At 44.7% G+C, this 13565-nt stretch carries 15 protein-coding genes; 8 read left to right on the forward strand and 7 right to left on the reverse strand.

The window, feature by feature from the left end; all coding sequences use genetic code 11:
* Positions 1–159 precede the first annotated feature (159 nt).
* From ACZ444_RS03880 to ACZ444_RS03890, 3 genes are read right to left on the reverse strand one after another with little or no spacing between them, the layout of a single operon-like run.
* Positions 160–354: an amidase family protein gene (locus ACZ444_RS03880; protein WP_382358662.1), complete on the reverse strand. Its 195-nt coding sequence runs from the start codon at positions 352–354 to the stop codon at positions 160–162.
* 25 nt (positions 355–379) lie between these two features.
* A complete protein-coding gene (locus ACZ444_RS03885) occupies positions 380–529 on the reverse strand; it encodes an amidase family protein (protein ID WP_464433583.1) in 150 nt (49 codons plus the stop codon).
* Positions 530–546: 17 nt separating this feature from the next.
* The gene (locus ACZ444_RS03890; protein ID WP_382358663.1) at positions 547–672 is read right to left on the reverse strand and encodes a hypothetical protein; all 126 of its coding nucleotides are present in this window, start codon (positions 670–672) and stop codon (positions 547–549) included.
* A gap of 192 nt (positions 673–864) precedes the next feature.
* On the opposite strand from ACZ444_RS03890, the gene ACZ444_RS03895 reads away from it, so the two are divergent.
* Entirely contained in the window at positions 865–2844 is a 1980-nt protein-coding gene (locus tag ACZ444_RS03895) for an SH3 domain-containing protein (protein ID WP_382358664.1), read from the forward strand.
* A gap of 259 nt (positions 2845–3103) precedes the next feature.
* Here the strand turns inward: ACZ444_RS03895 and ACZ444_RS03900 are convergent, their stop codons facing one another.
* A complete protein-coding gene (locus tag ACZ444_RS03900) occupies positions 3104–3337 on the reverse strand; it encodes a twin-arginine translocase TatA/TatE family subunit (protein WP_382358676.1) in 234 nt (77 codons plus the stop codon).
* A 233-nt stretch (positions 3338–3570) separates the two neighbouring features.
* A complete protein-coding gene (locus ACZ444_RS03905; RefSeq protein WP_382358665.1) occupies positions 3571–4638 on the reverse strand; it encodes an LCP family protein in 1068 nt (355 codons plus the stop codon).
* A 279-nt stretch (positions 4639–4917) separates the two neighbouring features.
* On the opposite strand from ACZ444_RS03905, the gene ACZ444_RS03910 reads away from it, so the two are divergent.
* From ACZ444_RS03910 to ACZ444_RS03925, 4 genes are all read left to right on the forward strand, one after another.
* A complete protein-coding gene (locus ACZ444_RS03910; protein ID WP_382358666.1) occupies positions 4918–5694 on the forward strand; it encodes a Cof-type HAD-IIB family hydrolase in 777 nt (258 codons plus the stop codon).
* Between the two features lie 200 nt (positions 5695–5894).
* Positions 5895–6578, forward strand: a complete 684-nt coding sequence (locus tag ACZ444_RS03915; protein WP_382358667.1) for a plasmid pRiA4b ORF-3 family protein — start codon at positions 5895–5897, stop codon at positions 6576–6578.
* 33 nt (positions 6579–6611) lie between these two features.
* Positions 6612–7238 (forward strand): RQC-minor-1 family DNA-binding protein, encoded by a 627-nt coding sequence (locus ACZ444_RS03920; RefSeq protein WP_382358668.1) that lies wholly within the window; start codon positions 6612–6614, stop codon positions 7236–7238.
* Positions 7239–7372: 134 nt separating this feature from the next.
* A complete protein-coding gene (locus ACZ444_RS03925; protein WP_382358669.1) occupies positions 7373–8518 on the forward strand; it encodes an MFS transporter in 1146 nt (381 codons plus the stop codon).
* Between the two features lie 79 nt (positions 8519–8597).
* On the opposite strand, the gene gpmA is transcribed toward ACZ444_RS03925, so the two are convergent.
* Positions 8598–9302 carry a 2,3-diphosphoglycerate-dependent phosphoglycerate mutase gene (gene gpmA / locus ACZ444_RS03930; RefSeq protein ID WP_382358670.1) on the reverse strand — a complete coding sequence of 235 codons (705 nt, stop codon included), beginning with the start codon at positions 9300–9302 and terminating at the stop codon, positions 8598–8600.
* A gap of 266 nt (positions 9303–9568) precedes the next feature.
* On the opposite strand from gpmA, the gene ACZ444_RS03935 reads away from it, so the two are divergent.
* The 3 genes from ACZ444_RS03935 to ACZ444_RS03945 all read left to right on the forward strand — a co-directional run bounded on the left by ACZ444_RS03935 (position 9569) and on the right by ACZ444_RS03945 (position 12284).
* Positions 9569–9985, forward strand: coding sequence for a DUF5342 family protein (locus ACZ444_RS03935; RefSeq protein ID WP_382358671.1), 417 nt, complete (start codon positions 9569–9571; stop codon positions 9983–9985).
* 248 nt (positions 9986–10233) lie between these two features.
* Positions 10234–10938 carry a response regulator transcription factor gene (locus ACZ444_RS03940; RefSeq protein WP_382358672.1) on the forward strand — a complete coding sequence of 235 codons (705 nt, stop codon included), beginning with the start codon at positions 10234–10236 and terminating at the stop codon, positions 10936–10938.
* Positions 10935–12284 carry a sensor histidine kinase gene (locus tag ACZ444_RS03945; protein ID WP_382358673.1) on the forward strand — a complete coding sequence of 450 codons (1350 nt, stop codon included), beginning with the start codon at positions 10935–10937 and terminating at the stop codon, positions 12282–12284. Before ACZ444_RS03940 ends, ACZ444_RS03945 begins: the two co-directional genes overlap by 4 nt.
* 285 nt (positions 12285–12569) lie before the next feature.
* Here ACZ444_RS03945 and cysK read toward each other — a convergent pair whose 3' ends face one another.
* Positions 12570–13484: a cysteine synthase A gene (gene cysK / locus ACZ444_RS03950; protein ID WP_382358674.1), complete on the reverse strand. Its 915-nt coding sequence runs from the start codon at positions 13482–13484 to the stop codon at positions 12570–12572.
* Positions 13485–13565: the final 81 nt, after the last annotated feature.

The following is a 13565-nucleotide window of genomic DNA, read 5'->3' on the forward strand; positions in this document are numbered from 1 at the left end:
CCGGAGTGCGCCAGCGCTTCGGAGGCTCACCAGCTGCCCGCGGAAATCAGAATATATTTCCGGAGCGGGTATTACTCTAACCATGTATTCCAATTGTTCGGTTTTTAGTTAATAAAAATACATTTGTCTCAGCCGTACAGGCTTCCAATAGTCAATATGTTACTGGGATGACTTGCTGGCAGCGTATGGTTTCTTATTTTTCAAAGGATTTGACTTTTCCAATGCATAGGCTGTATTCAGCACGGTTCCTTCATGAAAGGCTGGCCCCATAATTTGCATTCCTGCTGGAAGCTCCCCCTTAAATCCACAAGGGAGCGATAATGCAGGGAGACCGGTTAAATTTCCAGGTCCCATAAAACGTACTATATTGCCGATATCACTATACTGAAGCGCTGGGATCTTTTAATTTTTTTGTGACTGTTGCATCATAGTTAGAGATAAAATCTTGATGGATCTCTGAAGCCATCGTGGTGACATCATCTTTTATATATAAATTATTTTTGAATGCCATTGGAATGCCATAGTACATACCGCGGTAATGGCCATTTAAATATGTTTCAGGTCTCCTTTAAGATCCTGTGATGCCTGCCAACGGGCCTGAAGCACTTCTGAATGGCCGTCACCCATTTGAATCCCTCTGTTTTTGAGCAGTTGTCCAATCGATAACTGCAAAACTATCAATCTCCTCTTTAATAAACTTCAACAACTTGTCTCATGTTATATTTATTCCCGATTATAATATTTTGCACAAGCATTTACTTGTATTTTATAGAAAAGTATTCCAATTTGAGAAAAAAGACCCTTCATTTTGAGAGATAAATAGACGATGATAGTGAGTAGGGAATACGGAGGAGGTGAAAATGTTTGCAGAATTTGGATAAAACGAAAACAGGCGTCATTGTGCTGATGGCTGTCATGCTGCTTCTGGTCATGCCGAGGGTGACGCTTGCTTTCAGTAATCCTTACACTGACATGAACGCGAGTAATGCGCATTTTGAGGCGATTATGGAGCTGACGCAAGAGGGGATTATTAATGGCTACCCTAACGAGACATTTCGTCCGAATAAGCATCTGTCAAGGCAGCAGGCGGCGAAGTTATTCTATGATGCTTTGTGGTCTGGAAGGCGCACGATGGCCTCACAGGACTTCAGTTTCTACGAAGATATTGATGCTGACCATCGCTACGCTTTCGAAATCGCGGCCGTAACGCCTGCTATTTTCAAAGGTGAGCAGGATTATTTTAACCCTTATAACGAGATGACTCGGGAACAGATGGCCACAACCATCGTACGGGCATTTAACTTTGAAGATGACGGCACAGATCCAGCTATAAATCTATCGACCGTCTCATCCTCTCATAGAAAAAATGTCAAAATCTTAGCCCAGAACGATATAACCAGCTTAAAAGGTGATTTTAGATCGTATGAAGCTGTAACCCGAGGGCAATTTGCGACTTTTTTACATAGGTCAATGGTGAACAAAGGTATGCTTGAAACGCCAGATTCGGATTCAGAGCCAAATCCACCAGAGGAGGAGCCTGATCCGCCAGAAGCGGACAAGCCTGAACCGGATCCGCCGCAGCAGGGTGAGAATTCATATACGGTCACGTCGTATAACAGCAGCTTTTCTGAGGCGATGGATCATCAGCGATCACCAAAACTGGATGGTGCCGGACAGTTTACGGCCAGCCGAGCTTTAACGGCCTATTACGCCAATCCGAATAATTTTTCGAAAGAGTCACCGGCGTTCTTCCAGTTTTTACAGCTGTCGCATGATCCAGATTTAAAAGCCAGTCATATTAATCAGCAGATCCTGGCTGATACAGGAAGTCTCCAAGGGACGGCGGATGCTTTTATTAAAGCAGGTGAGCAATATGATATCAATGCGATTTATTTAATTGCCCATGCGCTCCATGAGACAGGAAACGGCCAATCATCGCTCGCTGGCGGTTTGCAGGCCGGTCTCGATGAAAGCGGGCATCCGCAATATGTCACGGCTGGAAACAAAGACAGCTTAACCGCTATTAAAACAGTCTATAATATGTTTGGCATCGGCGCCTATGATAACTGCCCTAAGAAGTGCGGCGCCAAACGTGCTTATCAGGAAGGCTGGTTTTCACCGGAAAAGGCGATTGTCGGCGGTGCTCAGTTTATTAATAACGGCTATATTAGCGGCGGCCAGAATACACTGTATAAAATGCGCTGGAATCCTGATCAGCCGGGCAGTCACCAATATGCGACACACGTGCAATGGGCTGTGATTCAGGCGCGTGAAATGATGAAAATGTATCAAGAGGCCGGATTGCTGGACAACATGTCGTTAACGTTTGACGTACCGGAATATCAGAATCATCCAGATGCAAGTTCGAAGCCAGTCGGTGAGGCTCAATACGCGCTCAATGAATCGGAAAAAGGGGAAACCTACGTGACGACCTCTGATTTGAACATGCGCACGTACCCTTGGGGCGATATCGCGGCAATCCTGGCAAACGAAACGCAGGTCAATGTTATCGGCGAGAATGGCGGCTGGTATAAGGTGAAAGCGAACGGCCAGACCGGCTGGGTATCCAGCGATTATTTAGAAGAGCCAGAACCTGGGAAAACAGACCCGGAACAACCGGAAGCGGATTCGAATAAGCTGGAAGTTGTTGGTATTTTAACGACTCTGAATGTGCGGCCGGAGCCGAACCGGAACAAGAAGCCAATCGGCAGTCTGCAGAATGGCGATACTGTTAAAGGCCTTCTTAATGATAAGGGCGACCTGATCCAAAGAAATGACTACTATAAAATCAAATATAACAGCCAGACAGGCTGGGCCCATAAGGATTATTTAACGGAAACGTGATAATTCCGGCGCGGGCTACCTGCAAGTGCGCACGAGACCAGGACGTTCAGCAGAAACTGGCAAAGCTATAGCCATCCGCCATTACGGGCGGGTGGCTACTTCTGTATCTGGTCTTATGCTAAGGACACGCTTGATGATTGAATGAGAGAAAGAGGGGTCATGTTTTAAGAAACCCCTGGGGTGGATCCAGGGGTTAAAACTGTCAATGGTTCATAGAGATAAAGACTGTGAGCGGCAGCAGACGTGAATCAGCTTCTTCTTACCGCTCTTCGTGTTTGTCGGATGTCTGGTTGTCGGCCATGTTTTCTTCTGTATCCTGCTTGGTGCTGCTGTCAGTGTCGTCGTTCACGAGATCGTTGGCTGAACTTTTGAATTCATGCAGCGTCTCACCTGCAGCCTTGCCAATTTGCGGCAGCTTTTTGGGTCCAAAAATAATTAAAGCTAGTACAACAATCAGAACCAGTCCGGGAATACCAATACTTCCGATACCCATGCTATAAACCTCCATTTTTTGCTGAGCTGTTTCCTGCATAACATCCTGATGGCAGTCCGCTGCAGAATGGTGTCTGTCAATGTGCGGAAATGCCAATGAGACGGCATCCCGCATTTACAGGCAGCGGCTAGTTTTAAGTTGTTTCCATGATAACACTAGCAGCACAGTGTCCGCCATCATGAATGCGCGTAAATTTTCCCAAGGCTCGATTCATTCGCCATAGCAGCCTTCAGTCAGGCTGGGTCATGACGGGATTCTTGTGGTTGCTGGCCTTCCTCCTGCGCATTGTCCGGCGTCTTCACCGGCTTGTCGTTCTGCGTCACATCGCCATCCGGCATGGACACATCCAGATGATCACGCAACTCTTTGGCCACCGCAGCCCGGCTTGCTTCGTTAACCTGATAATACCAGTAGCCATCATCCATATAGCCGCCTTCTCCGTCAAGCGTGAGTGACTCCATGCTCACGTCTTGATTCAAGCCGTAACGGGCAAATGCTTTCATATCAGAAAAGTACATATTTGTTGTCATGTTGTCCCCAACAGATTCGATGAGATTGCTGATGTTCGTAATTGACGAGAAGGACGTCGTTTTGTCCATAATGGTTCTGAGAATAGCGCGCTGACGTTCGCTGCGCTTGAAATCATTGTCATATTTACGTGTTCGTGCCAGAGCGAGCGTCTCCTCGCCATTCAGTTTTTGTTCGCCGGGTTCAAGATGGATGGCGTTTGACTCGTCATCGGCATCAAGCTCATTAATTTCATAGGGCACCTCATACTCGATTCCCCCGAGTGTATTGACTGTGTCGATGAAGGCATCAAAGTCCACCTCCATATAGTAGTCAACTGGTACATTCATAAAATTCTCCACTGCTTCTACCGCTGCACTCGGGCCGCCATTGGCATGGGCATGATTAATTTTCGTGTTGTAGCCGGTTGCCGGCACGTATGTATAGGTATCACGCGGTATGGTAAGGAGCTTGATATTCTGCTGCTCCTTGTTAAAGGTCGCCAGCATTAGCGCATCAGACCGGACGTTTTCAAAATCGCGTTCGTCACTGTTATCCACTCCGATGAGCAGGATCGATACATTATTGTCCACTGGATTAACGTCAATATCACGCAGGCTGGATTGATGGTCACGATCGATAGCCTGGTGAGAATCGTCCACCGTACCTTCTGCTTTGTTCATTAAATGCATGCCATACACAATCGTTCCCGAAGCAATCACCACAAGCGGGATCAGCAATATGAGAAACAGGCGTTTTTTAGTCAATCGCTTTTGTTTATGACGATGTCTCATCACCTAAACATCCTTTCAAAAAAACAGAACCTTATAGCTATTATACTATGTTATTAACTTTTGGTAAATTTCTTAATACGCCATTTGGGGAAAATTCCTGTGGGTGACAGCAAAAAATGCCGGTAATAGGCGACGTGAACGGGGTGAATCTGTTCGAAAAAGGACAGGCAGTCACAAAAACAAGTATTCTGATAATCTCCTTTGCAGGGCTGATTCTTATTCGGGTGATTGTATGCTAGAATAGCAGGAGACAATTACCAACGAAACGAGGCAGCAGATATGGAACAGAAATTGATTTTTTTCGATATTGATGGGACATTGCTTAATGATAATAAAGAACTGCCGGCAGCAACCATCCAGGCCATCGAAGAACTGCAAGCGGCTGGGCATTTCGTAGCGATTGCAACCGGCCGTGCGCCGTTTGCGTTTGAAGCTATTTTAACTAAATTGCACATTCATACCTATGTCGGCATTAACGGGCAGTATGTCGTGCATAACAACGACGTTATTTATAAAAATCCGCTCAAGTCCGATGATCTTGCTGAGCTGGAAGCGTATGCGACGAAGCGCGAGCATCCATTGGTTCATCTCAGCGATACGGATTGGTATGCGAACACACGGCATCATCCGCGGATCAACGAGGCGATTGACTCCTTGAAAATTGATCAGCCGCTCAAGTATCAACCTGATTTCTACCGTGAGGGCGATGTGTATCAGACACTTTTATTCTGTACTGAGGATGATGAAGCCACTTATAGACAAACGTTTGATCAGCTCGAGTTTGTCCGCTGGCACCCGTATTCTATGGATGTCATGCCTGCTGGCGGATCCAAGGCGGCGGGCATTCAAAAATTGATTCAAGAGCTGGATGTGCCGAGCGCTGATATCTATGCCTTTGGTGATGGCCTGAACGACATCCCGATGCTCCAGGCCGTGCAAAACAGTATCGCAATGGGTAATGCTTCAGATATTGTCAAACAGGCGGCCAAGCAGGTGACGCGTGATGTGAATGAAGATGGTCTCTGGCATGGTCTGAAAATGGCCGGGCTGCTGTGATGGAGAATGTTATGGTTAGACAATGATAGACATTATCGACCAATAGCGCAAAAAATATTAAACGTTTAACCTATTCTGCTATTGGATATATATGAGATAGTAACCTCTGATTTGAGGTTCTATGTTTACTGGCAAAAGGTATGAATGTGTCTTTTAATGATCATAGAAGTGACGCGCAAACTATCTAAGGAGATGGTCAGATGAAAGCGTATCAAATCAAAATTGACCTGACTGGTTCAGATCCACTTATCTGGCGGCGCGTGATCATGCCTGCTGACGCGACTTTCAATAGATTGCATGATATTATCCAGATGGTGATGGAATTTCACGATGACCATCTTTTTGCATTCGATCTCTCCGGTGACAATATGATCGTGACGAATGATGAAGACATGTATCAGGAGCATCAGGACTTTAAGAAGAACCGGAAAGCCATCAGGGCGAAAATGCTCGACGTTCCACCAGAGTATGAGGACATTCAGAGGGTGCGAATGCAAGAGTTGGAAAAGGTGGTGCGGAAGCCGGCAGGGATTAAGATTGATACGTATTTAGAGAAATATGGACAACTCCACTATACCTATGACTTTGGTGATAACTGGCGGTTTCTTATAACACTGGAGAAAACCAGATACGACTATTATTATGGCTACCCGACACTCATTGATGGCGCTGAGACGGCGCCGCCGGAAGATGTAGGCGGTCTTCCTGGCTATTATGAGTTTTTGCGGGTTTATAACGACTCGAGTCAACCGGACTATAAACGAATGACCGAATGGTTCCAGGAGCAGATGTATCGGGGATATAATCCAGCTTTTATTAATGGAACGCTCAAGTTCATTAAATATAGGAAAACCGAGTGGGATAAGCTAAACGACTCTAACTGAATCAAGGAGCATTCTGGAGAAAGGACTATCCATATGACACGGCAAACAAAAAAACCGCCGGAAAATGCTATTCGGGCCATCTTGCGGGCGGCCGATGAAGTTATAGGTGCAGGCGGGCGAACGCTGCTGGCCAAAATTCTGAAGGGCTCTCGTGAGAAAAAAGTGCTGCAGCTGCAACTTGAATTATGTCCGGTCTACGGCTATTTTAAAGAAGCGAGACAGGATGATGTTTTACACAAAATTGACTGGATGGTCAATCATGATTTTTTAGAAATTGAGTACAGCGGGAAACTCCCGATGATCATTTACTCAGACAGAGGCTGGGAAATCGAACGTGATCAGATGGCTGATGAACTTCTGCAGGAATGGGATGACTGGCTAGCTGCAGGAAGGATGAATCCGGATATGCATTACTTAAAGGACCGCAATCGCGGCATGATCTTATTACTTCTCGAAAAAGTGAAAGAAACCAATAGCCGGAAGTACATTCCCTATTTGCAGGAATGGGAAAAGATTGATTACAAAAAAGTGAGGGCCGCGATTCAGCAGACCATTCAAGCACTCAGAACAGATGCGCTCGCTGATCCTGAACCAGCTCGCAAACGACAGGCATCTATCGAGAAAGCACTGAAGGGGTGGACTCCCGAAATGTTTGATTAAACTGCCAGGACCGCAGTCCGTCTTGTACGCACTTGTTTCCAATTCAAAAATTCATAAATTTGTTCATTGATATGGACAAACGCTTCCGTGTAAAATGATATCTAATTGAAATGCCCATGATAAGGAAGATGACTTTGATTTATTTTATTTATTTTTTAATTTTGGTAGCGTTTGTCGATACCTTTTCACAGCTCCCGATTATGAGTCCGTATGCGCAGGGGCTTGGCGCGTCGTCGCTGATGATCGGGATCATTGTGGGAATGTATTCATTTACGAATATTGCCGGGAACATGGTGGCCGGCTATGTGATTGATCGAAAAGGGATCAAACGAATTCTTAGCGCTGGTTTACTGGTGACCGGAGTGATTCTGACGCTTTATGTGTTAGTGAACTCTCCGGGTGCTCTTCTGGTGGTGCGCTTTTTCCATGGCTTGTCGGGCGGCTTGCTGGTGCCCGCAGCATTCACTTATTTGGCCAATCACAATGCAGAGAGGCAAAAGGGAAAAGTGATGGCGCTGTCCGGAGCCGGCGTTGGCCTGGCGTCGATTATCGGACCAGCCTATGGCGGCATTATCAGCTCGAATTTTGGAGCTGATATGGTGTTTGTGACGATCGGATTCTTAATGATTGTGACAGCATTTCTGGCGTATTTTGTGCTGCCTGAAAAACAAAAGACACCTTCTGAAAACGTTGATGGCGGTCTTCATATAGGCAGTTTTGCTGCGCTATTTAAACGCCGCGGTCTGCTGCTGAGCTATGCCGGTGCTTTTTCACTTATGTTTTCCCAGGGGATTCTTGCCTACGCTTTGCCGCTTCGCGTAACGGAACTGGGCTTTGACAGCAGTTTGAGCGGCATATTGCTGAGTACGTTCGCGATTATCGCAACGCTGATTTTCATTCTGCCCACTAACCGTCTGTATGATCGCCTGCCCTATGCGCCGACGATGATGACAGGCATTGTCATTCTCGGTCTCGCACTGGCTTTACTGGAAATCGTGACTGTTAAAGGGCTCATGTTTGGTGTCATGGCTTTTTACGGCGTCGGATTTGCAATGATATTCCCGCCAATGACCGCACTGGTGGCAAGCAATGCTGGCACAGCCGAACGCGGAAAGGCTTATGGTCTATTCTATGGCTTTTTCTCGTTGGGTGTTGTCGCCGGTGCGTTTGTCACAGGTCTGTTTGCCGAAACAGGCTTTGGTGTCTTTTTAGTGGGAACCGTCTGGCTGCTGATCAGTGTGCTGGGCATGTGGCTGGTTTACCGGCGGCGCGTGGAATGAGTGATTGCCGCGGCTGGAAAATTAAAAACACGCGCACGTCCGGCTTATCGGGCGTGCGCGTGTTTTAGTGGAGCGCTGTTTAATTAGATGATTCCTCATCCCGCAGATAATAACTGGTCACTGGGTTCAGGTCGTTATCCAGTTCATAAACGAGCGGGACGCCTGTCGGGATATTCACATCGGTGATGTCCTGATCACTGATGTTGTCCAGGTATTTAACGAGCGCTCTTAAGCTGTTGCCGTGCGCTGCAATCACGATTTTCTGGTCATTCTCAAGTTCGGGGACAATCGTTTCATGCCAATAAGGAATGACGCGTTCGATCGTTCCTTTCAGGCTTTCGCCGGCTGGCAGCTCATCCTTGGAGAGCTCGCTGTATTTGCGGTCATTGGCCGGAAAACGCTCGTCGCTTGTTTCCAAAAGCGGCGGGGCAACGTCGAAGCTCCGGCGCCACTGATGAACCTGCTCTTCGCCGTGCTCCTCAGCTGTTTTGGCCTTGTCCAATCCCTGCAGCGCGCCGTAATGCCGTTCATTTAATTTCCATGATTTATGGACGGGAAGCCACAGCTCGTCCATTTCATCCAGGACATAATAGAGCGTTTTGATGGCCCGTTTTAAGTAAGAAGTATAGGCCATATCAAACGTGTAGCCGTTCTGTTTGAGAATCCGGCCTGCCTGCTTGGCATCGTCGGCGCCTTTTTCAGTTAGGTCCACATCGGTCCAGCCGGTGAACCGGTTTTCCAGATTCCAGTCACTCTGTCCGTGCCTGATTAAAACAAGTTTCATGGTGTTTCCTCCTTTTAACGCAGTACAGACCCATTCTATCATAATTGGTGCTAAAAATCCGTATACGCAGGGTGGCAAAAGTGCGCATCGAACGAAATGGTAAAAAATCTTCGCAGTATATCAAACAGCATTTTTTGTTCCTCATTAAAAGATTTTAATCTTCTACTCATCGTTTTTTAAATTGTGGTCAATAAAATAGAAATTGAAAGTTGGTCAGACAGAAAATAATTTTAAAGCTGACACATAATTAAAGGAGATTGATCACATTGTTTAATGATTTCCAAATAAAACCGATGCTTGCAAATACCGTTTATCAATATTTGAAATTTGATCTAGTTCTTGAAGGAAAGAAATATCAAGGTCTTTATAATAAAGGAAACATTCGTTGGTTTCAGCCAAAGCCACTATCTGAGGAACTTTCTTTTTACAGTCTTCATGATGTTGAAGAAGAGGTTCATCGTCGAATTAATGATTTCCAAATAAGACCGATACTTGCAAATACCGTTTATCAACATTGGAAATTTGATCTAGTTCTTGAAGGAAAGAAATATCAAGGTCTTTATGATAAAGGAAACATTCGTTGGTTTCAGCCAAAACCACTACAAGAGGAATTTTCCTTTTACAGTCTTCATGATGTTGAAGAGGAAGTTCACCGCAGAATTAAGGACGAATTAAACCAGTAAAAGATATGTTCTATTTAAATTGACGAGTTAATCATCCGTGAAAAAAATCTCTTCATAATGAGGAATGTATTCATTATGAAGAGATTTTTTCATTTCTGTATCCGCATAATTATGGTATTGGGTTTTGCCAACGGTGAAGCAGGCAGGACTTGATAAATAAATAATGTGGTTTTGAAAACAATAATTAAAAGTTGCAATTCCATGCTTGTAAAATGTTAGCTACTTGATTTGAGGGTGGATGATTACACATGTCGGAAGAAAACATATTGATTGTCGAAGATGAAGCCCGAATTGCGCGCGTTATAAGTCTTGAACTTCAGCATGAGGGATATGTAACAGAGTCTGTATCAACCGGTCAAAAAGCACTCAGAAAACTTTCTTCAACATCATGGGATCTCATTTTGCTGGATATTATGCTCCCGGAGATGAGTGGTATGGAAGTGCTCAGACGGTTACGGGCCGAGAATAACACTGTTCCAGTCATAATTTTAACGGCTAAAGATACGACTCCGGACAAAGTAAGCGGTCTTGATCTTGGTGCCAATGACTACGTAACAAAACCATTTGAAATTGAGGAGCTTCTGGCAAGGATCCGTGCTTGTCTAAGATCATATCAAAGTCAACAGCAATCCAGCCCATTTGAATCACATACAATAATGGTCGGTGATCTTACAGTGAATTTAAATACCAGGATGGTACAAAGAGAAGACCAATCAATCGATCTAACCCCTAAAGAATTTGATTTGTTAACCTATTTAATGAAAAATGAGAATCAAGTGTTGGAAAGAGAACAAATCATCGTTAACGTATGGGGGTATGATTACGTTGGTGAAACGAATGTTGTTGATGTTTACATTCGCTACCTGAGAAGGAAAATAGATAAGGGTTTTCAACAATCCTACATTCAGACTATCCGTGGCGTAGGCTATAGTATGAGAGCGGATCCATCATGAAAATTCGGACCAAAATTTATTTGATTTCTTCTGTTTTTTTATGTTTGATTTTATTGATAATGAATGTATCCATTTATTTCTTTTACAAACAGGCGGCGATCCAAGAGAAGGCTGATTATTGGCAGGACCAAGCGGAACTAATAACTGAAAATAACAATTTGGATCTTCTTACCACCCCTGGCCATAGCAGACTGTTAAGGGCGCATGTTATTGATGATGGTATCGTCCGATTTATTAACACAGAGGGACATGTTGTTAATGAAATCGAGAATGAGGAGGAATTAAAAAGTCTCTCACCAGTTGTTAAGAAAGATGACGATTATGAACGGGTAACCCTTCAAGGAGAGAAGTACTTAGTAGCCTGGTATCCTGTTTACGATGCTAATGATCATTTTCTTGGCACCTTAGAATTGGCTCGAACCCTTGATCCTCTTTATGAAAACTTATCTCTCCTATTATTCATTATAATAGTCGCTTCGATTGTAGCTGTCCTTCTTTCTATTCTGGGAGGCAAACTATTAGCAAACATTCTTCTCGATCCTATCTCTTCGATGACAAAAACGATGCGAACGATAGCATCGAGCGGTCAATTTAGGAAAATCCAGACAACGCGACTTTCTGAGGATGAATTATATGATATGGCTATAACGTTTAATAATATGATCAATCGTCTTGAGGAAAACTTCGACAAAGAAAAACAATTTATTTCAGATGCTTCACACGAACTTAAGACGCCCTTAACTGTCATTGAAAGTTATACTAAATTAATAAAACGATGGGGGAAAGACGATGAATCCATTCGGGAAGAGGCCATTGAGGCAATTAGTTCAGAAACTCAACGAATGAAAATGCTGACGGAAAAAATGCTAAACTTGGCAGCGACCGAGCGTGGGGATGAATCCATTTATCCCGAGTCCATTGAACTCGTCAGCTTTTGTCAAGCGATTCAACGAACGTTGTCAATCACTTATAACCGAAATGTTCAATTTCTTTCTGATAGGGACGAAATTTATGTGGATTGGGATCCACAGAAACTTAAACAAGTGCTGTACATTTTTGTAGATAACGCTATTAAATACAGCGATCAGCCTGTTCAAATTAATCTTAAAGAAGTAGATAACAGAATAACAATCACTGTAATTGATGAGGGTATTGGCATACCCAAAGAGGACTTGGATCAGATTTTTGGACGTTTTTATCGTGTCGATAAATCGCGTAACAGCCAATCAGGAGGTACAGGTCTAGGTCTTTCTATTGCTGCGGGAATTATTGCTAAACATGGTGGTAACGTCACTGTTGAAAGCGAGGAAGACAAAGGAACGGCGTTTACAATTTATTTAAATTAACTTTGAATTCTTCTGGATATTGTTTGTTATGTGTTACGTAAGTGTCAATAATCGCGCCATATATAAATCACAGGTGATCCATGTGATAATCTCCGTTAATTCATCTGGTGAAGAAGATATAAATTAGCAAAAGTGTTCCCAAACTATTATTTATTATCAAATGCGGTCATTAATAAAAAAGTGCGTTCCCATGCGAAGGAGCGCACTTTTCATTATTAGGCCGATGCGAAACGTTCGACATAGGGGAAGAAGCCGTGTGTTGCTTTGGACAGGGCATGTTATGTCTTAGATTAAATCCATGCTTAGATAGCGTTCACCGGTGTCGGGTGCGATGCATAAAACACGCTTGCCGGGGCCTAAACGTTTTGCTGTGTCGAGAGCAGCATAGACGGCCGCAGCACCGGAAGGCCCGATAAAGATGCCTTCACGCTGTGGAAGCCGGCGGAACATATCGATGGCATCCTCATCCTCAATTTGCATAATTTCGTCGTAAACGCTGGTGTTCAAAATTTGCGGAACGAATCCGGGACTCGTGCCAACTAACTTATGCGGACCAGGCTCACCGCCCGATAAGACGGGGGATCCCTTAGGTTCAGCAACGGTAATCGTTAAACCAGGTATTTTTTCCTTTAAAACCTCGCCTGTTCCAGTGACGGTGCCTCCCGTACCGGCTGTGCAGACGAAAGCATCGAGATCGCCATCCATCTGCTCAACAATTTCCAGAGCTGTCGTTGAGCGGTGAATGTCCGGATTGGCTTCATTTTCGAATTGCTGGGGGATAAAGCTGCCTGGTATGTCCTTCTGCAGTTCGAGCGCCTTGTTAATCGCACCAGGCATTTTCTCCGCACTCGGGGTGAGCACAACCTCAGCACCATAAGCCTTTAAAAGATTCCGCCGCTCTAATGTGCTGTTATCCGGCATAACCATAATCGCCTTATAGCCTTTAGCAGCGGCATTCATAGCAAGGCCGATGCCCGTATTGCCGCTGGTCGGCTCAATAATCGTCGCGCCGGGCTCCAAAAGACCCTGATCATCTGCCGTTTTAATCATGCTGTAAGCAGCACGATCTTTGACACTCATGCTAGGATTCATGGATTCAAGTTTAATGTAGACATCCGCAGATCCCTCAGGTACCAGACGATTCAATTTGACAATCGGCGTCTTGCCGATTAGCTCCGCCATATTTTGTACAACGTCCATATTCGGATACACTCCTTATCAAGCGGGAAATGAGCCGCAGCTTAATTCCTAGTAGTTTACTCTATATTAACAGGTTTATGC

The sequence above is a fragment of the Lentibacillus kimchii genome (genome assembly GCF_055381965.1).